This window comes from Corallincola spongiicola (assembly GCF_004284785.1).
GTDB classification, from domain to species: domain Bacteria; phylum Pseudomonadota; class Gammaproteobacteria; order Enterobacterales; family Neiellaceae; genus Corallincola; species Corallincola holothuriorum.
Genome location: NZ_SHLY01000001.1, coordinates 835,826 through 855,375, shown reverse-complemented (window position 1 = coordinate 855,375; position 19,550 = coordinate 835,826). Strand labels below are relative to the sequence as shown.

General features: G+C 46.7%; 18 protein-coding genes. 12 read left to right on the top strand and 6 right to left on the bottom strand.

The features are described 5' to 3' along the window. Window positions 1–600: 600 nt before the first annotated feature. Entirely contained in the window at window positions 601–774 is a 174-nt protein-coding gene (locus EXY25_RS18720) for a hypothetical protein (protein ID WP_165419247.1), read from the bottom strand. Between the two features lie 257 nt (window positions 775–1,031). Between EXY25_RS18720 and abiEi the strand changes: the two genes are divergently transcribed. After that, window positions 1,032–1,556: a type IV toxin-antitoxin system AbiEi family antitoxin gene (abiEi, locus tag EXY25_RS03790; protein WP_130565768.1), complete on the top strand. Its 525-nt coding sequence runs from the start codon at window positions 1,032–1,034 to the stop codon at window positions 1,554–1,556. Between the two features lies 1 nt (window position 1,557). Then, a complete protein-coding gene (locus EXY25_RS03785) occupies window positions 1,558–2,448 on the top strand; it encodes a nucleotidyl transferase AbiEii/AbiGii toxin family protein (RefSeq protein ID WP_130565767.1) in 891 nt (296 codons plus the stop codon). Between the two features lie 735 nt (window positions 2,449–3,183). Here EXY25_RS03785 and EXY25_RS03780 read toward each other — a convergent pair. Further along, window positions 3,184–4,440 carry an L-lactate MFS transporter gene (locus tag EXY25_RS03780; RefSeq protein ID WP_130565766.1) on the bottom strand — a complete coding sequence of 419 codons (1,257 nt, stop codon included), beginning with the start codon at window positions 4,438–4,440 and terminating at the stop codon, window positions 3,184–3,186. 221 nt (window positions 4,441–4,661) lie between these two features. On the opposite strand from EXY25_RS03780, the gene EXY25_RS03775 reads away from it, so the two are divergent. The 3 genes from EXY25_RS03775 (at window position 4,662) to EXY25_RS03765 (ending at window position 6,404) form a co-directional block, all read left to right on the top strand. Further along, complete coding sequence (locus EXY25_RS03775) at window positions 4,662–5,171, top strand: glycine cleavage system transcriptional repressor (RefSeq protein ID WP_130565765.1); 510 nt, start codon at window positions 4,662–4,664, stop codon at window positions 5,169–5,171. 382 nt (window positions 5,172–5,553) lie between these two features. Beyond that, the gene (locus tag EXY25_RS03770; RefSeq protein ID WP_130565764.1) at window positions 5,554–6,039 is read left to right on the top strand and encodes a DUF3429 domain-containing protein; all 486 of its coding nucleotides are present in this window, start codon (window positions 5,554–5,556) and stop codon (window positions 6,037–6,039) included. Next, window positions 6,036–6,404, top strand: coding sequence for a thiol-disulfide oxidoreductase DCC family protein (locus EXY25_RS03765; RefSeq protein ID WP_130565763.1), 369 nt, complete (start codon window positions 6,036–6,038; stop codon window positions 6,402–6,404). The genes EXY25_RS03770 and EXY25_RS03765 overlap by 4 nt, the downstream gene beginning before the upstream one ends. A 64-nt stretch (window positions 6,405–6,468) precedes the next feature. On the opposite strand, the gene EXY25_RS03760 is transcribed toward EXY25_RS03765, so the two are convergent. Next, window positions 6,469–7,443, bottom strand: coding sequence for an NAD(P)/FAD-dependent oxidoreductase (locus tag EXY25_RS03760; protein ID WP_130565762.1), 975 nt, complete (start codon window positions 7,441–7,443; stop codon window positions 6,469–6,471). Window positions 7,444–7,767: 324 nt separating this feature from the next. Here EXY25_RS03760 and EXY25_RS03755 point away from each other — a divergent pair, with 324 nt between their 5' ends. The 5 genes from EXY25_RS03755 to EXY25_RS03735 all read left to right on the top strand — a co-directional run bounded on the left by EXY25_RS03755 (window position 7,768) and on the right by EXY25_RS03735 (window position 12,294). After that, window positions 7,768–8,331, top strand: coding sequence for an SOUL family heme-binding protein (locus tag EXY25_RS03755; RefSeq protein ID WP_130565761.1), 564 nt, complete (start codon window positions 7,768–7,770; stop codon window positions 8,329–8,331). 363 nt (window positions 8,332–8,694) lie between these two features. Further along, entirely contained in the window at window positions 8,695–9,600 is a 906-nt protein-coding gene (locus EXY25_RS03750; RefSeq protein ID WP_130565760.1) for a hypothetical protein, read from the top strand. 16 nt (window positions 9,601–9,616) lie between these two features. Beyond that, window positions 9,617–10,114 (top strand): hypothetical protein, encoded by a 498-nt coding sequence (locus EXY25_RS03745; RefSeq protein WP_130565759.1) that lies wholly within the window; start codon window positions 9,617–9,619, stop codon window positions 10,112–10,114. 531 nt (window positions 10,115–10,645) lie between these two features. Next, window positions 10,646–11,584 carry a hypothetical protein gene (locus EXY25_RS03740; protein WP_130565758.1) on the top strand — a complete coding sequence of 313 codons (939 nt, stop codon included), beginning with the start codon at window positions 10,646–10,648 and terminating at the stop codon, window positions 11,582–11,584. Continuing rightward, window positions 11,581–12,294 carry a hypothetical protein gene (locus EXY25_RS03735; protein WP_130565757.1) on the top strand — a complete coding sequence of 238 codons (714 nt, stop codon included), beginning with the start codon at window positions 11,581–11,583 and terminating at the stop codon, window positions 12,292–12,294. The genes EXY25_RS03740 and EXY25_RS03735 overlap by 4 nt, the downstream gene beginning before the upstream one ends. A gap of 385 nt (window positions 12,295–12,679) precedes the next feature. Here the strand turns inward: EXY25_RS03735 and EXY25_RS03730 are convergent, their stop codons facing one another. The 3 genes from EXY25_RS03730 to EXY25_RS03720 all read right to left on the bottom strand — a co-directional run bounded on the left by EXY25_RS03730 (window position 12,680) and on the right by EXY25_RS03720 (window position 15,122). Continuing rightward, complete coding sequence (locus EXY25_RS03730; RefSeq protein WP_130565756.1) at window positions 12,680–13,459, bottom strand: MipA/OmpV family protein; 780 nt, start codon at window positions 13,457–13,459, stop codon at window positions 12,680–12,682. A 90-nt stretch (window positions 13,460–13,549) separates the two neighbouring features. Beyond that, window positions 13,550–14,170, bottom strand: coding sequence for a TetR/AcrR family transcriptional regulator (locus tag EXY25_RS03725; RefSeq protein ID WP_130565755.1), 621 nt, complete (start codon window positions 14,168–14,170; stop codon window positions 13,550–13,552). Between the two features lie 352 nt (window positions 14,171–14,522). Next, window positions 14,523–15,122 carry a TetR/AcrR family transcriptional regulator gene (locus EXY25_RS03720; RefSeq protein ID WP_130565754.1) on the bottom strand — a complete coding sequence of 200 codons (600 nt, stop codon included), beginning with the start codon at window positions 15,120–15,122 and terminating at the stop codon, window positions 14,523–14,525. A 226-nt stretch (window positions 15,123–15,348) separates the two neighbouring features. On the opposite strand from EXY25_RS03720, the gene EXY25_RS03715 reads away from it, so the two are divergent. Next, entirely contained in the window at window positions 15,349–16,455 is a 1,107-nt protein-coding gene (locus EXY25_RS03715) for an efflux RND transporter periplasmic adaptor subunit (protein ID WP_246019488.1), read from the top strand. Next, window positions 16,456–19,533 carry an efflux RND transporter permease subunit gene (locus EXY25_RS03710; RefSeq protein WP_130565753.1) on the top strand — a complete coding sequence of 1,026 codons (3,078 nt, stop codon included), beginning with the start codon at window positions 16,456–16,458 and terminating at the stop codon, window positions 19,531–19,533. Window positions 19,534–19,550 lie beyond the last annotated feature (17 nt).

Below are 19,550 nucleotides of genomic sequence, written 5' to 3'. Positions count from 1 at the left end.
CGCCGCTATCGTCATTTTGACCAGCAGCGTCTGCAAACCTTTCTGGCTTCAGTTGCAAGGCTTTGCAGTACCGTCTGCAATCAGGGGCAGCGTCTACACCTACGAAGTCTGGTAACGGAATTTTAGTCTCATATGGCACAAGTTCGTATGGGGCGGACCTTTCTGAGCATTCTGGGCTTTGGCGTGAAGCCAGGGGTGAAGGGATTAAAAGGTACAAACGGAAGTTTTTTTCAAACAGCCAGCGCTCAAGGCAGACTCTTTACGAAGGATTATACATTCCGAAAATAGCATTGGTTCTTATAACCAAATCAGCCTTTTACAACCAAAAGTGTGCTGATGTTTATTCGGAAAATCATAGTCTAGACGGCTTGCTCAAGGCGATTATGATGGGGATTTAAAATCCCTCGCTTGAAAGAGCGTGCCGGTTCAAGTCCGGCCCCGGGCACCAATTCTTAATCAATATATCCCTTAGTTCATCAATCTATTTGTGCCCCTTTTAACGGGATGGCAGATGGTTCAGTGTCGTGATCAATTCAAAATGAATTTAGATTGTGAGCAACGGAGTCCGCTGCTCTGCAAAATCTTTATCGAGTTCGGTTGTTACTGGATTGCCGGACACCAATACGGTATCAGCGTATACAGCCGGTCCACTCGACTCAATATCTGATGAAATAGCTTCGCCGTCTCATAGTAGATTTGGTGGTTTTCCATGCTGTCGAGAAACTGTTTCGGGATGCGATACAGTTCATACGGCAACATTCCTTGGGCAATCATAATATCGCTCGTTCAGTCATCATATTTGATAACGTCGAGCACCATCTGGCTCAAAACAGGCCATTGTTAAGCCGGATGTTAGCTTTCATTTCTTTCTTAACTAGTCGAGCGAAGTACACTAACGCAGGTTGTTTAGTTGGGAGGGGGCGATTAACAAAATATAACTATTTTAGTTTGGTTGTGTAGACCACTAATTGCTCTCTATAAGTATTAGGTCTACACTAAGTTACATATAAAGTAATTTTGTGTAGACCTAAATGACCAAAGCCAACGAGTTGCTGAGTGTGTTAGCCAATGCCGTTAAAGCGGGCGGCGGTATTCATACTGCTGCTGAGTTGGCATTGATGTTGGAGAGGCCCTGCGATCCGGTCTTTATCAAATTTCTGTCGGATAGGGTTAAAAAGGGTCAGCTTAGGCGTGTCGTGAAAGGCTTGTATGAAAGCACGTTGACGCCACCACCTCCCAATGCTGCGATCTATAAAATCATCAAAAAGATGCGCAGCGGTGTACTTAACTACATCAGTCTGGAAAGTCAGTTGAGTTATACCGGTGACATCTCACAAGTCGTGATGGACAGAGTCACTGTGGTGACTAAAGGACGAAGTGGCGTTTTTTCTACACCCTACGGCGTTATTGAATTTACCCACACCAAAAAGCCAATCGAGCAGATTGCGCCCAATTTGTATTTTGATCCCGACATTCAAATGTATCGTGCGACAACCGAACAAGCGGTAGCAGACCTAAAGCACTGCCGGCGCAACCTGCATATGCTGGAGAGTTAAAATGCTGAAAGAGCAGATCCGCCAAATCGTTCAAGCCAATCCTGATTATGCAGCTGTTGCTCCTGTGATAGAAAAAGAGATCCTGCACCACGACATTATGGATGTGTTGATTAAACAGGGCGCAATGCAAAAGCTTACCTTCATTGGTGGTACCTCATTGCGTATGTGCTACAACAGCGCCCGTTTGTCTGAAGATCTTGATTTTAATGGTGGCCACGACTTTCGACCGGCAGATTTTGATGGATTGGAAACTGAGATCCAACAATATATCCAGCACAAATACGAAACCGATGTCTGGGTAAATAAACCAACAGAAGACAGGCAGGGCGATACCGCATCTTGGAAAATCAGTATCGTCAAAGAAGCTAACCGGCCGGATCTGCCTAGGCAAAAAATGCATATTGATGTGTGTGCTATCCCATCCTTTGATGTAGAGAAAAAGCCTCTACTGAATCACTACAATGTAGTCGTGCCAACAGAAGGCCTCTTAGTTCCGGTGCAATCGCTGCAAGAGATACTGGCTGACAAGATGATCGCGCTGGCCTATCGCGCAAGAAGGATAAAACCCCGAGATATCTGGGACATCGTTTGGATAAAGCAGCGCGGTATCGCGTTGTCAAAAGCCTTGGTTGATCAGAAATTAGTTGCCAGAAACAAGCAAGCCGATGACTTTCGATCAGCGCTTGCCACTCAACGGACTAAATTGATGAATGACGATGAAGTGCGCAACGATTTCAATATGGAAATGAGCCGCTTTGTTCCGCAACAGATAAAAGAACGGACGCTGGATAATCCAGAATATTGGCCGTACCTGCAGTCCGAAGTCAGCGAGGTAGCATCTGTGCTGATCAACGATGAAGTAGCCAAGAGCAAGTTTGATATGGGGTTGTGACGACCTCGAAGAAAGCAGCGTTTACAGCGTAGCGTGACAGCCCCTCATTGCTGGCTGAACTAAATCAGCCTGCTTGAGTTCTTCAAAAGGCAAGGATGCTTATATGACGTGTTTCCGCTCGGGATTAGATTTACCCACCGTTCCCCTTTCTTATCACGGTGTTTACTGTCGAATTGTGTGCATATGCGGTGATTTCCAATCATTGTCATTTAGTAGACAGAGAAGTATCTGAACGTGGGCTGCCATTATGGTGGGTCACTCTCTAGCAGGAACGCTCATCAAGGATACGGAAAAGCTGGTCGTTGTCGATATCATCCCGAAATGAGGTCGTTAACAAGCCTCAAGTCATTTTTTAGCGCTAGCGCTATTGAATCAATCTTACTCGAAGGTGATGATTTGCTTTCATCTAGAGATGGCTGTCCTTGGTGCTTGGTCCTTGGCGTTTTGGTGTTTATCACGCTAGTTCAGATCCTACTATCCAGCAAACCGATACCTCACAGTGATATCCGCGTGATTTTCAGTGTGAGTGAAGCGTGTAAGTATTGATGCTGCAATTTTCTATGATTAGATATGCAATGGTTTTCTTGAGTTGTGCGCCTTTTGTCGCTGGTGCAGTGATCTTCGCTTCAAGGCAAGAGTGATGAAATTGGGGAGCTGCCAGCTTTGGATCATAAATGAATAACTAATTAAAAAGGAGCGCATCGCGCTCCTTTTCCCTAGCTAAAAGATGCAGGTTTATGCGTGCGCTGTATTTCCTGTTATCTCACGTTCTGCTCGCGCTTTATTCACGTAACGCTTCATCAGTATGGATACGATCAATGCAAGAATAAACACGGCAGCAAAGATGTAGAGCGTCATCTCATAACTTCCCGTTACTGTTCGCACATACGCTGCGATTTGTGGGCCTGCTAAGCCTGCCGCTGCCCAAGCGGTAAGGACATAACCATGAACCGCACCAAGTTCTTTGGTGCCAAATAGATCGCCGATATAGGCGGGTAGGGTAGCGAAGCCACCACCATAGCAGGTGAGGATGATGTACAGGACAACTTGGAACAGGATAACGCTGGTGATGTTGGGAAGCAGATAGAAGGCGACAATCTGTATGATGAAGAATGCCATGTAGGTGCTGGGGCGCCCCAAGTAATCTGACAGTGATGCCCAGGCTATTCTGCCCAGGCCATTAAATAGCGACATCAGACCGACGACGGCGGCAGCTTCTACAGCGGACAGGCCGATACTTTCTTGTGCCAGCGGTGAAGCAGAGTAGATCACGGCGATGCCGCAGCTAATGTTTATAAACATCATTATCCAAAGCCCATAGAAAGGGCCTGTTTTGGCTGCTTCATTTGCGGTTAACTGGGACAGGTCTTCTACTTTTTTTTGTTTACCAGATTCAATGGCTTCTTTCATATGCTCTGGCATCCACCCCTCTGGCGGACGTTCTAGGTAAAGTGCGGATGCATACATCAACACCATATACACGCCGCCCATAATGAAGAAAGTCATTGGAATACTGAGGGTGTCCATAATGGCGTTGAAGATGGGTGCGCCAATCATGGCACCAAAGCCAAAGCCCATGATGGCGAGCCCGGTGGCCATGCCCCGCCTATCAGGAAACCATTTGACCAAAGTTGATACCGGTGTGATATAGCCGATGCCAAGACCAATGCCCCCGATTAAACCGTAACTAAGCCAAAGCATTTCCAGACTACCAAGCGAGGTTGCAACCCCTGCGCCTAGCATGCCCAACCCCCAAAGCGTGCCGGCAACTAAGCCAGCGATTCTGGGGCCTCGCTTTTCGATAAAATGGCCGCCAATAGCAGCTGATAAGCCAAGGAAAAAGATGGCAAAGCTAAATGTCCAAGCCACTTCGTTTTTTGACCAGCCGAATGCTTGTTCCAATGGAAGATTGAAAACGCTCCAGGCATAAACAGAGCCAATCGACACATGAATGCCAACTGCGGCGGCGGCAATGAGCCAACGGTTTTTCATCGTAGGGCCTTTTCTTATTGGTGTTTATTTGTACTGAAATGTAGCGGAAGCATTAACTATGTTGGGTTGATGTTGATCAACTGATTAAAAGCTGACCAGATTAAACTCGTGAACAGTTGTAGTAAGTCACAAATGTGTCTGCTGTGACGTGCAGCTAGTGGTTTTACTCGAATTAAAAAAGCCTACCCCAAGGCTAATTCTAATAAGTAGGGATAACACGTATGACGGTCGTTACTTTGGTAAGTTTTGTTGGTAGTTCGCGCCCTGGACTCCTTAAAGATCTAGCAGAACAATGTCACCAGTTAGGTGCTAGATGGTTAAATAGTAAAGTGAGTTATCTTGGCGGACAAATCGCAGCACTGATCCGAGTTGAGATGCCAGAAGAAAAATCAGTGCAATTAGAGTCTGTTTTCAGGGGATGTGGTTGCATCAATGTGCGATTTTCAGAGGTTCAAGAAGAGAAACGGCAACAACGCTCACAACTGAAGCTATCGGTCGATGCTGAAGATCGCCCAGGGATTGTCAATGAACTCACCCAACTATTTGACCGGCAGGGGGTTGAGTTGGTCGATTTAGAAAGTCACAGGATGGGCGTGGTGGAGCTTGGTGGGAATGTTTTTACTGCTGGTATCACGTTGAACTTACCTCCCGAAATTACCCAGGAGCAACTGGTTACTGAGATTGAGTCTATTGCGGGTGATCTGGTCGTTCGTGACGCTGTGCCGGCTTAGCTCTCCTTTATGGCGCCAAATTAAAAAGCGCCGAACAGTGTTCGGCGCTTTTTTTACCTAACAGGTATCTCAGACAAGATAAGTGACAGACGCAGATCACGCTGTTCACGACAGTATTTGCCATTGCAATCAATGCGTACTTGTTGATGGGTGTTTGCTGATAGGTGGCAGCCAGCATATGCTCGCGCAGTTCAATCACTCACCTTGAAAATGGCAGATTTGCTTAGATATACAGCCTGTTTAAGCCATCGTTAAAGCTTTATTGCCAAGTGGCCACTGCTTGTTTAATAAAAATGAAATTGATACTTAGTCACGGATAAACTGATCGCTCAGCGGCAGCACACGTACCTTGTGTTAACTTATTATTTGTTGAGCGAGAAATATGAGCCGTTCTCAAACTGTTTCTGTGAGCCTGGGCTATGCGGGATTAATACCGTTTTTTATCGCCATCGCTTTGATCTTGATGGAGCAAACGATATGGGGTGTTGAGGGCTTGCTCCTCTTTACCTCTTACAGTGCGATTATCCTCAGTTTCTTGGCGGGCGCTCTGTGGGGACGTGTCATCGATCGCTCATCTGTTTTGCCCATCAAGCCTGCTATTTTGATCGTCAGCAATTTGTTCGCCTTATGGGCATGGGCGGGGATGCTTGCGGGGCGTGCCGACGCCGCCATTATCGTGTTAGCCATTGGTTTTGCCTTGTTGATTGCGGTAGAAACTTATCTGTTTAAAGAAAATGAGCCGGCGACTAAGCCGCTCGAACTCCAAGCCATTGATGGAGAAGCGCAGGGCCGTTTTTGTTACGTGCAATTACGCAGAAACCTGACGATCATGGTGGTCGGTTTGCACTTAGGGGTCATAGCGTTATGAGCATTCAAGCGACAGCGATAGAAACGCTGTACTTCGATGGTCGCTGCGCCATGTGTAGTCGCGAGATCGCCTTCTTAAAACGCCATGCAGACAGCGAGATCTGTTTTGTCGATATCCATGCCGGCGTGTTGCCGGACGGCAGTGATAAACAAGCCATGCTTGAAGTGCTTCACATGCAAGATGCCGATGGTGGTTGGCGTATGGGGATTGATGCAACCTTGTTGGCTTGGTCACACACCCCATTTAGTTGGATCGTCAGCCCATTAAAAATAGGGTGGCTCAGGCCGCTTTTCGAAACCTGCTACGCCAAATGGGCAAAGCGACGTTACTGTCGGTTGTATATGACGCAAGCTAAACAAAAATAGGCGTTGGCGGCCTATTTGCAGAGCTGCCGTCATAAGATTTTGTTATTGATGGTATCGAGTGACGCTATTTGAAATGCCGTGCAATCAGATCCATTGCCGACAAATAAGCTCCTTCAACTCGTCCACCCGAACACCAATCCCCAATGAGCGCGATGTTTGTATCAGGGTTAACCTTTGGACTTGTACTTTCAACGTCCTTATCTAGGTGGGCGTAGCGCCAAAAATGAAGATACTCATGTTCAACAGCTAACTCTGTTCCAAGCACATGACTAAGCCAATCCGCGCCGATTGCTGCCACCCGCTTTCTTGCGTCTTTGCCATGAGACTTAGACCACTCAGGGGAGAAGTGAAGGGTCCACAGATCATCACAACCATCGGGAACTGTACGTCCCGGCTTTGCCGACAGTCGTGATACCCAGGAGATCACATCATCGCCAAATACGCCTTGGATCTCTGGGTTTACATCACCGGCGGTGCCCAGCACCAATGCCCAGCAGGGCTTCATTAAAGATTCCGCAGATGCAATTGGCAGTGTGTTGCTTGGCATTAATTTTTGAGCCTGCGCGGCGGGGATAGCTAAGACCACCCAGTGGTAACCCTGCCACGCCTGCTGCTTCTGGTCTACAAGCGACCAATGGCTATCGCGCCTATCTATCTGTTCTATCTGAATGTTCAGGTTAACACTTAGGCTGTCAGCCAGATGGTGCGCCATGCTGTTCATGTTCGGCGTCCCAACAAACCGCAAAGTGTCGTCTGGTGATGGCTGAAGTTGTCCATCGATTAGTTTGTGTGGGGTAAATGGCCACAAAGCTGCGACGCCTGTGTTGCACCAATGCTTAACTTCTTGGATGAATCGTGGATCCCGCGCCGTAAAATACTGGGCTCCGGTGTCTGCTGCGCCCCAATCCAATCGCTTGGTTGCTAGTCTGCCGCCACGGCCACGGGATTTTTCAAATATATCGACATTGTGCCCAAGAGTTTGCAGCTCTCTAGCAGCTATTAAACCGGATAAACCCGCGCCAATCACTGCGATCTTCATACGTTACGCTCCGACAGTCCGTTGGAAACAACCTTTTTATCTCCCATCAGTTACGCGATGAAACGGTGAGTTGATCAATCAGTGCTGAATTTAGCTACTCACTCATGTTTCTACTCATGCTATGTACGCATGCTATTTACCATCTGTCTCGTGGGCGCAGTTCGCAGCACTGACTGAGCCAATAAAATTAGCGATCCAACACCCTCTTCATGACGTAGTTTTGGTAGAGATAAAAACATCCTCACGCAACTCATTTATTGAAGTGGTGATATATCAATGTATCGAATAGTCGGTTTACTGCTGTCCATATTTACTGGAGTGGCCATGGCAACTGAAGAGCCCAAATACACAGTTTTGGAAACATCAGAAACGTTTGAACTGCGTGCCTATGCTCCAATGATCATTGCTGAAACGCTGGTTGACGGGCAGATGGATGACGCATCCAGCGCCGGGTTCAAGGCCATTGCCAATTACATTTTTGGCAATAATACGGCCCCCTCTGGCAAAGCAGAAGAGATCAGTATGACAGCCCCCGTAGCCATGGCAGCAGGATCTGAAAACATCAATATGACCGCGCCGGTAACTATGCAAAGCGTTGACAGCAAGTGGCGAGTTCATTTTGTGATGCCCAGTGAATACACCATGGCAACCCTGCCAAAACCAAATAACCCAGCGGTTAAGATCCGGCAAATTCCGCCAACAAATTATGCAGTGATCCAATTTTCCGGTTTTACCGGAGAGGAGAAGGTAGCTAGCCAGACGACACAGCTACTCGAGTGGATGAAGACTAAGGGGATCACGCCGCGGGGGACACCTCAACTTGCTCGATACAACCCGCCGTGGACATTACCCTTCTTGCGCCGCAATGAGGTGATGATCGCTTACTGACTGTCGGCACATGGGTGTTGAGAAGGTCGCGGCATGGAAAGGGGCGGCCAGCTGTTCCGTTCTACAGCAGTGCAGGACAAAGGAAGCGGCACGCCCCTGGCTGTGGTGGCACGCTATCGTTGAGAGAACTTCGTTACACCCATCAACCGAAAATCACTGAACATTAAACCCACTGCCAAGTGGGTAACGTTTGCTATTTGTCGAAAGCGTCCAGAATGGACGTTCACAGCGGTAATGTTCGTATCAACAAGTGCTAAGTCATATTTCTAACTGAAAGAGCGTTGTGTCAGATTTGCTTCTGGGTGATTATTTGGTGCTATTGAGGGTTGAATACCCCTGCGCCATAGAAAGAGCTTTAGAACAATGGAAAATTTATTTTTACATACCAAAGATAAAAAGTGGATTAAACGGCGAGAAGCATTTTGGAACAAGCACCTTGAATACGATTTCAAAATGGAAGGGGTGACTAAAGCGCAAACTCAAGCCTATAAAAACTACTATTTAACCGGTGACATTGCCTTGCTTTTAAAGAAAGTAAGCAGAAAAAAGTTACCTGTATCTATGTTTGAAGTTGTAAGGTATGGTCCATTTGGAAGTCAGGCCGAATTTAACTTTGTTGTTCATTACTATTGTGAAAATTATCTGGCTGATAAAGTTAGCTGTAGTGATATTAATGTAGATGTCACCAAGGAAGAGATTCAAAGCTACTTGATCGATCTGGTTAATAAATTAGATGATGAGTTCATTGGTGATTTCGCCTATGGCATGGTTAAAATTTTGCACGGTGAGACAATTAGTGAAAAACCGGTGGAGTACCCCACTGAATTCTCTGTGATCGGTAAGCTGTCCTTGTCTTTTAATCCAAATAAAATTATCCAACGGCTTTTGTCAAAGTTTAGAGATTATCTATTTAATAAACAGAGGCATAAAACACATTATAAGTATAAAGAGTTAACCGGCTATTTGTTGTCTGTGCTGCCTATCATTGATACATTGCCTTTTAGTACAAAGTTGATAGAGAAAAAATATTACGGCGATGAATACGATTATGATCCTTATCTAAATCAAGGTTCCATTAGATTGTTCTTCTCTAACCTTTATGGCTATATGCATGATCTAAATGAGAAAAAGTACTTTGGATTTTTTGATCCTGAATATCAATCGTTTCTTAAGGATAAAGTGGAAGAATTAGAGTTGGGTGAAGAATTCAATGCGATGATCGATATGGTTCATCGCCATGAAGGAAAAATAATATATATTTCAGAGTGAGCAGGAGTTGTAAGTTATGAATGTAAGACCACAAGTGGAAGCTTGGCTTAATAAGTGCAATATACCCTTTACCAGTGATGTAACAGAATATTTGGAAGATGTTGACTTTCGTTATGAGGTTGAGGAAGTGCTGTATGGTATGGCTAAAAAGAACACATCTACATTTAGTTATGATGTTGAAGCGTTTGATGAAAGTTTTTACCAAGACTTACTGCAAAGCTATTTAACTCTAGCGGGAAAAGAGTGGGAATTTGTTTGTTCCGAAGATGTTGCTGGAGACGCAGCTGTCAAAATCATCATGCAGAAAGGAAGTGAACAGAGGGAGATTGTTGCCGGTGGTATTGAATTTGAAGGGGACTTTCCTGCAAGCTTGCATAGCGAGATGGAAAAATTTACAAGAAAGCACGCAAAAAAAACCGTATTGAGCTTCCATTGTGATGAATCTGTCGAGTTATATGGTTGTAGCCATGAGCAGGCCGATGAGCTGATAGCTATTTTTAAAAAGTTAAAATAAACAGCAGGACAAGTGCGAGGGTGCAGAAGATATATGTGGGCGCCCTCGGACATTACACGAGGCTATTCAGGAATAGGTATGCAAAGGATTGAGTAGCGCCATTTTTTCTTTCTTATTTTATTGCGTTAACGGCTCTCGCTTTGCCTCCCTCGACTGCTGCTGTGTCTGTGCGCTCGCTACAGGCTCACAGCTGAGGGCTAGGAGATTATTCGTCCTATGACTCAAATCTTCTTTTCCCATCAATCTCATAAATAAACCGGATCGTCACGACATTCTGCGCTGATGCTGATTGCGTTAAGCAATCCCTTCCATATATCCTACTTAAACATCTGCTTAACTAAGTCATTAAAAGGATTGTGGCAGCCAGCCACTGAACGGAAGCATTGCGTTGTAGCTGTCTATCCTACTCACCGAACTTCCTGCATACATCCCGACACTGGTAGTTAAAAGCATACGAAATTTTTGTGCTTTTTAAGTTCATCATGCTGAATTTAAAGAACACGTGTCTGTAGCTTTAAGGAGGAAGTGATATTGAATTTCTTTAGTTTACTAACCAAAGCGGTAATGCTGACTTGGATAAAAGACCTAGTCGTGGCCGCTATGCTGGGGGCTCTGCTAGCCATATTTTTTGGCTTTTTCTCTGATCGTTGGTTTGTCAGTGAAGCGTTTTTACTGTTTTTCTTGTGTACCTCAATATTTGCAACGCGCAGGTATATCAAAGATCAGAAAGTGGCGCAGCCGATTGCTGATGTATCCAATATGTTCAATCCAAAGGCATCCAAAGCGCAGAAACAGCGAGCGCTTAAATTGTTGATGGATGAAGCAAAAGAGGAGGAAGAGGCATTAGAAGAGATAGAAGCTCAAGATCCATCCTCTGATAACAACGCCGACTCGGAAGATGAACATGAACCGAGCTCGGAAGTACTCTTAGCCCAAGCTAAAGAGTCTGCCAAGACCATACTCAATATCTTTATACGAAACAAGATGCTAGCTAAAGACGCTAAGTTAGCCAGCAAGGTGAAAAGGTTTTTTGAAGAGTATGATGTTGCTGAATATGGCCTGGATACTAACGAGTTTGTTCAATACATGTTGCCCACGGCAAGCTTTCAGTGGGATGACGACGAGCTGGACGAAGATGAACAGGCTCTGTTCTATCAACAAGTTTTGCAAGCAGTCAGTTCCGAACCGCTCATGTTCAAAGTGCATGCAGCAGACTATGACGAAGCCACTAACAAAATCCAGCTAAAGCTGGATGTGAATGAGCATACAGAAGTGTGGGATTTCACCCATTATGACCGCCAACCATCCGAAAATTTCCTTATTCACCTCACGCTGTTGCTCAAAGAAAAAGCGAATACGCTACTCCACTGGCAATTAGGAGATGAATGGGCGTCGGCTACCTTAATCCCCGATAATGTGGCTTCAGAGCTTACTGCTAAAACAGATTTCGTACTGGGAGAGATACTATGATTGAACTTAGTTGGATCTGGTATCCATACGCGATTGTTTTCATGCTGTTAACCGTCTATCTAATCAAAGCGTTTGTGCAGGATGACGGTATATCATTTGGCCTCATTCCATTGATTGCCCAATTGGTTACGTTTCCTTGCCTGTTTGGCTTAATGCTGGGCTTTGACATCTTACCGGAACAACCTTACCTGTTGTTTGGGATCAGCTGCGTGCTGGGGTTAAGTGGTTTTTGGCTCTTTTTTGGAGTCTGTACTTGTCCTTACCCATGCCAATGGGCTGATGAAGACGAAGATGAGGATGAAAACGAAGACGACGAAGAGTTAGCGCCAATCAAGCAGGACGCCAGCGCTGAAGAGAGTGACACAATAGAAGAGGTAACTCCCGTAGAGTCTGCTATCTCATCCACATACCGTCTTGCGATCGCAACTGATGGTGTCGTCAGCCTTGATGGTTATCGCCCGCCCGTCGACCCCGCCGAGTTCGGCAGATCATTTGCCACGTTGTTTTCTGCTAATGCATCGCCAGATGAACTGGAAAAAGCGTTGGACACAATAGGTGACGCTGAAACCAGCCAAAGTAAAGAAGATGACGACGAAGATGAAGATTTAGGCATCATAGGTGTTTCCATCTATTTTGCGTTCATCGCGCCCTCTATCTACCTTGGCGTGCAAGTCGCTTTGTCTGAAGCGGTGAAGCTTGGTTGGCTTTAACGCGCCTTAAAACAGTGTGGTTCGATGATTGTGCAGATATTGTTTCTGTATTATCGAGCCACACAGTTATGAGTTACAACGACGGTAGAGCAGTCCTGTGTATTCCATCCGAAATCGTCTCAGTTACAGCAAAAGAAGCAAAGTTAACTTTCATCGGGGCTCTCCAATAGTTAAATAGGGGAATATCTCTGTTTCGTCGCGCAGCACAGCCATTCATGGACTCTGGTCTTTTAGTTGAAAGGCCAGAGTCCAATTAAAAAGAAATTAGGTTGTGATCAGCGGAGGGCATATTAATCACTGTGAGGTGTTTTTATAAGTTGTTGCTTGATACCTGGATGACACACAGCATCCGCAAACCATTAACACTACGTGCCGCCGGTCGGCACTACCAAAATTTATAGCTCACACCAGTAAATATAACGGTTTCATTGTCTCCACTTATCATGGGACTGTCTTTGATATTTGAGTCCAGCATCTGCAAGCGTGCGCCAGCACTCAGTTCCCAGGCGTTATTGATCCTGTAAGCACCAGCCAGCTCTACGCCATATTTATATGAACTGCCAGGGGCGTAAGCTGATGCGCCAATAGATTGAGCTTCGTTGTCACTGACACCGTAGTAATAGTTGGCGTAATCGTTATTCATCCATTTGGCAAACCCGCGTGGCATGATCGTGAGTCGGTCTGATACCTGGATAGGATAGCCATAGCCAATGCTGGCTACTGTGCCATCACTCTTGTCAGACACATCAAATGCTATTTTCGCATCCAAGATCCCCCAGCTATCCATATAGCGGTAGCGCGTGCCTGCCATGATGCTCATGTCTCTATCATCAAAGCTTTTCAAATGGTTGCTTTTAGAAGCATCAAACTCTTCTCCGCCAGCCCCTAAAAACAGACTGACGCGATGGTTTTGCTCTTCCCATGCTTTGTAACCAATCTCTAAGCCGTCCATGTAGAAGTTTTCGCTGTCATATTGGATTAGCGGTATCGCGGATTGCCTGTCGTCATAGCCTCGATAAGCATTTGAGCTGTTCGCAACACCCACACCGACTTTTAGTGAAGAGTTAGCTGCGGGTATACCATCCGAAATCGTCTCAATTCCAGCGAAAGCTGGTGTAGTACCAACAACGGCAGTGATGGCAATAGCAGCAAAGTTAACTTTCATATTGTTTCTCCAATAGTTAAATAGGGGGATATCGGTGCGCTATCGCGCAGCACTAGCTTGATTGGCAGTGTCATGGTTGACGGTACGAAATTAGTTTTTTGTGGTGGCGTATTGGCAGAGAAAAACATCCACAACCGCATCCACTTTTGCGGTTAGATCCGCTTGCAAGGGGGCAACTGATTGCTGGATAAGGTTCGGCCAGACAAACATGCCATTGAACAGCGCTTGGTAAAAGTTGAGCACAACACTCGTTTCCACCGGCTTCAGTGCACGGTCACTTATTGCGTCAGAAACCCAACGTATTAACGACTGTGAGGCACGCGTTTTAATTAAGAATAAGTTTGGCTCGGTGGGATGACTCAGCAACTCCATCATCAATATACGAAGGAATGGCAGGCAGCTTGGTTGCGCAAGCACTTGCACTTCATTGTAAGTCGCAGCCACCAATTGATCTCTTAGTGGTTGCGATGGTTCATAATCGTAATCAGGTAGGCGACTAGCATTTTGTAACTCTTGCTCCAGTATCACATGAAACAGCACATTTTTGCTTTCAAAGTAGCGGTACAGCGTTCGTTTCGACACTGACGCCTGTTGGCAAATTCGGTTGATGTTAGCGTGCTCAAATCCTCGTACGAAGAACTCCAGCCGTGACGCTGCAATAATGTCGGATAAGATGCGCTCGGAATTTTTCAATAATGGCTTTCTGGTCATTTATTCATCTTGTGTATACTGTTGAGTTTACATTTTTAATGGTAATCGCAAAATAAACCAATGTAAACTCTAGAGTGTACAAATTTGTTTTGGCGCTAGTTATTTAAATGGCCGAGATGAGCCTACTGGTTGATTTGTATACTGATAATTTGATTTTTGTTCACGTTAGATAGCTGGTTAGTACGCTAGCAAAGGCGTATCAATCAGCTTGTGCGACAATATGAAGACGCTTGGGCATTGTGATATCTGTGTCGAATTAGTCTGGCAAACTCATTTCGCCGTTGAATGATTGTACCGAGAGGATGGAATAGGGGGCACAAAGCTGAAGCCAGAAAAAATCAGAAGGAAGCGCTTATTCGCGCTGTCCATAAGTTTTCAGCACCGGCTCAACAACGGCTTGGATCTTTATCGCCAGTTCATTGCCTGATACTGGTTCAGCTACATGTAATAGCTGTGACCATAAAAACATACCATTAAATATCGATTCGTAGACGCTGGTGATCAGTGCAACATCCATCGGCTTAATCGCGCCTGCCGTTATCGCTTCGGCAAACCACTGACTGATGGCGGGGGTTTTATATAGGCGTTCCGATAGCGCTCTGGCAGTTTTAGGCTGTCTGAAAAGCTCCATGACCACCGTGCGCGCAAAGGCAATGCCATTAGGCCGGTAAAGTTTGGATACCTCTTGTTCAGTAATGGCTGTGAGTTGTTGCTGCAATGATTGTTCAGGCAGATAGCGATAGTCAGACTGGGCATTGTGTTCTGCCTGTTCCAGCGTCAGCACCGCTTCAAACAGCAGTTCTTTACTCTCGAAGTGTTTGTATAACGTGCGCTTGGAGACTTCGGCCAATTCACAAATCTTGTTCATATTTGCCGCTGCAAACCCTTTCTCAATAAATTCCTGCTTGGCGGCTGTAATAATGGACTGGTGCTTCAACTCTGTCAGCTTCATGTTGTTCTCTATTGAGTTATTGATCTAGCGTCACTGATATTAGCAGTCCAACGCAACAAAGTATACTTAGCAGTTTACATTAGGTGGGGAAAGTGATTTAATAGGTCGAAAGTAAACTGTTGGTTTTACCTTTGGTATCTTAGCCTAAGACGGTGTTAGTCACTACTAAAGTGAACCATTACTAAACAGCTTATCAATCCCAAGTTTTGGAAACGAGCGAGATAACGTGGTGAATTCAGCGAAAGTGATGACGAGTAAACGGTGGCAATTGTCAGTTTCTATTTGGTTTGGCTTATCCCTGACGGCCATGGTACTGACTGGTTGCGGCTCAGAACCAGAAAAGACAAAAGCCGTGGTCATTCGCCCCGTGCTCAGTGAGGTTGTAAAGCCAGGAACAAGCAGCGGTCTGGCGTTTACTGGCGTGGTACAAGCGGCTCAACGCGCCGATTTAGCGTTTCGTATTAATGGGCGCTTAACCGACATACGGGTTAATGAAGGGGATATCGTGAAAGCGGGGCAACTCATTGCCTCGCTGGACGCCAAAGACGCAGAATTGGCGCTTAAAGCGGCGCAACTGGAACTTAACAATACCCGAGCTGAATACGAGCGTGGCAAAGCGTTATTTGATCAGAGCCAAGCGATCTCTAAAAGTGACTTGGACAAATTATCCACCCGTTACCAACTTGCCGAAAATCGTGTCAGTGAAGCAACCCAGCAATTGGATTATACCCACTTGCACGCGCCCTTTGATGGCATCATTGCTCAGCGCATGGTCGACAATCATGTCCAGGTGCAAGCGAATGAAACGCTGTTTATGCTGCATGACTTGGACAATCTGGAAGTTGTGATCCAAGTACCTGATCACATCATGACAGACAAGCATGGTAATCAACGTGCCGTTGCTGAACTTTCAGTATTCCCCAATTACCAGTTCGATCTAAGCGTGAAGTCTTATGCCACCCACGCAGATCCTGCAACGCAAACCTATGCCGTCACTCTTAGTTTTAACGACTTGGATGGAAAAGCCATACTCCCTGGAATGACAGCACGGGTATTGCCTGCACCTGGAGAGCAACACGGCCAAAGCAAGGTGTTAGTGCCACTTTCTGCCGTCTCTCCTGACAACCTGGGGCAACAGTATGTGTGGGTGATTAACGACAAAAATCGTGTTGAACAACGCTTTGTTGAAACTGGTGAACTTTATGGTGATCGTATCGCTGTTATCCAACACTTGATGCCAGGCGAAATCATAGCGATCGCGGGCACAACAAGCTTGGTTGCAGAGATGGAAGTTCGCCCGACGCAAGAAGAAAGTACTCAGGAGAAGAAGTAGATGAACATCGCCCAATACACCATTACTAAGCGCACCAGCGTTTGGGTATTGATGCTGATGACCCTGCTGGGTGGCTATCTTAGCTACCAAAATTTGGGTCGATTTGAAGACCCTGAATTTGTTATTCGCCAAGCCGTGATTGTCACTCACTATGACGGTGCCACTGCACAAGAGGTTGCTGATGAGGTGACCGATCTGATTGAAGGTGCGGTGCAATCTCTACAGGAGCTGAAAGAGGTTGAATCGGTTTCTCGCCCGGGCGTGTCACAGGTCACTGTTGAGATGGATATGGCGTTTGCAAAAAGTGACGCCGACCTGCAACAGATCTGGGACAAGCTTCGCCGTAAGGTCAGTGACGTGCAGAACCAACTGCCGCCAGGTGCCGGCCCCTCTATCGTTAATGACGACTTTGGTGATGTTTATGCCCAGTTCTATGCCATCACAGGTGAAGGTTTTAGCGACAAACAATTGCAGGATTACGTAGACAATATTCGCAGAGAGCTGGCGCTGGTCCCCGGTGTTGCCAGAACAACGACCCTTGCCGAAAAACAGGAGGCGATTTTTGTCGAGTTTGCTCGCGAGCGTTTAGCCCAATCGGGCATCTCGATGGAACAGATATTTGACGTGCTCGCCCAGCAAAATCGGGTAACGGTTGCCGGAACCATCACCACCGAGAATATGCGTGTTCCGGTGATCCCTGCCAGTAATTTTCAGTCAACCGATGAACTGAAAAACCTTCACCTCACCATAGGATCCGACAACACGGTTATTCGCCTGGGCGATATCGCAAATGTAACCCGTGGCTATCAAGAGCCGTTTAACCAACTGATGCGTTATAACGGCGAGCGTGCGATAGGTTTGGGGATCTCAAACATGGCGGGTGGCAACGTTGTTACCATGGGCGACGCCGTTAAAGCACGCCTAGCAGAGCTGGAAGATCAACGTCCACTGGGGATCGAGCTGCACGAAGTCTCGTTACAATCAGACTCGGTGCGTGATTCTGTCGCTGATTTTGTCATTAACCTGATGATGGCTGTCGTCATTGTTTTTTGCGTACTGCTGATATTCATGGGGGCCCGCTCCGGCGTTATTATCGGCTTTGTGTTGCTGCTTACCGTGGCGGGTACGCTATGTATTATGCTGTTCGACGGCATCGCCATGCAGCGGATCTCGTTAGGGGCATTGATTATTGCGCTGGGCATGCTGGTGGATAACGCTATTGTGATTACTGATGGCATCCAGGTTCGCTTGCGCGAAAACCCTAATCTCGACCGTAAACAGGCCGTAAAAGAGGTTGTCAGTGCCACACAGTGGCCACTGCTTGGCGGCACGTTGGTGGGAATACTGGCGTTCAGCGCCATCGGGCTGTCACCCTCAAATATGGGAGAATACGCAGGCTCACTGTTCTGGGTGATCCTTTACTCCATGATATTGAGTTGGTTGTTTGCGATCACCATCACTCCAATGCTGTGCCATGATTTTTTAGAAGCGAATGATAAATCTAAATCAAGCCAAGGCGATGAATCTAAGTCAGTGGAAGATAAACCAAGTGCATTGATGAACCGCTACAAAGCCTTGCTTGAATGGGTACTGCAACATCGCAAGCTCACTTTGGCAGTTATCCTCGGTGTCTTGTTTACTGCGGTTTATGCGCTGCGTTTTGTCCCCCCTGGTTTTATGCCTGAATCTCAACGCCCGCAGTTTGTGGTGGATGTTTATTTGCCACAAGGGTCTGATATCCATCGCACCGAAAAAGTGATGGCCGCTATGGAGCAAGACGTTCTGGCTAAGGCTGGAGTCACCAATGTGACTGGTTTTATTGGCGGGGGTGGCCTGCGCTTTATGCTGACTTATTCGCCGGTTTCTGCTAACCCAAGTTATGGCCAGTTATTGGTGGATGTTGATGACTTCCATCGTATCAGCCCACTGTTGGCAGAGCTGCAAGGTGAGCTTAACGCTTCCTATCAAGACGCCAGCGTGATGGTATGGAAGTTTGTATTGGGCCCCGGTGGCGGTAAGAAAATCGAAGCGGGTTTCAGAGGCCCAGACAGTCAGGTGCTGCGGCAGTTAGCTGAACAGGCGAAAGCGAAAATGATCGCCAATCCGAACTTAATCGCGGTGCAGGATGACTGGCGCCAGCAAGTCCCCGTATTGCAACCTGTTTATGCGCCAGACCAGTTACAGCGTTTTGGCCTGACATCTCATGATGTTAACCAAGCCATTGCGCAAACCCTGACCGGCCGTAACGTGGGGGTATATCGTGAAGGTAATGATCTGATACCTATCATTGCCCGCTCACCGGAACATGAACGCGATCGTCAGCAGGCAATTGAAAATACTCAGGTATTCAGCGTCAAAACCGGACGTTTTATCCAGGTGAGTCAATTGATCGAATCGGTAGATGTGGTGTGGCAAGATGATGTACTCAAGCGTTTTGAACGTGTGCCTACCATTATGGCGCAGGCCGATCCTGCGCCCGGTATATTGACCGCCGAAGCGTTTGCCAGCATTCGTGATGAGATAGAAGCGATGCCACTGCCCCCTGGCTACTCACTGGATTGGTTTGGCGAGTACAAAGATGCGAAAGAAGCAGGTGAAGCCATCGCCATCTCTGCGCCCTATGGCTTTGCTGCGATGGTGTTGATTGTGGTACTGATGTTTAACGGTGTGCGTCAGGCGCTGGTTATCTGGCTTACCGTACCCTTGGCGGTTATCGGTGTTGCTGTTGGCCTGATCCTGTTCCAAACGCCATTTGAGTTTATGGCTACTCTGGGTTTCCTTAGCTTGGTGGGCATGATGGTAAAGAACGCGATTGTACTGGTGGATCAGGCTGATCAGGATATCCAAGCGGGTATAGAGCCTTACTTAGCTGTGATAAAAGCCGCCACTAGCCGAGCCCGCCCGGTCGCCCTCGGCGCTTGCACCACCATCTTAGGTGTGGCACCGCTGCTGGCAGACCCTTTCTTTAAGAGCATGGCTGTCACCATCATGTTTGGTTTACTGTTCGCTACGGTGCTGACGTTAGTGGTGATCCCGTTGTTCTATTCGATGATTTTCCGAGTAAAGATACCCGCTTAAACGGCGGGTAGGAGTGA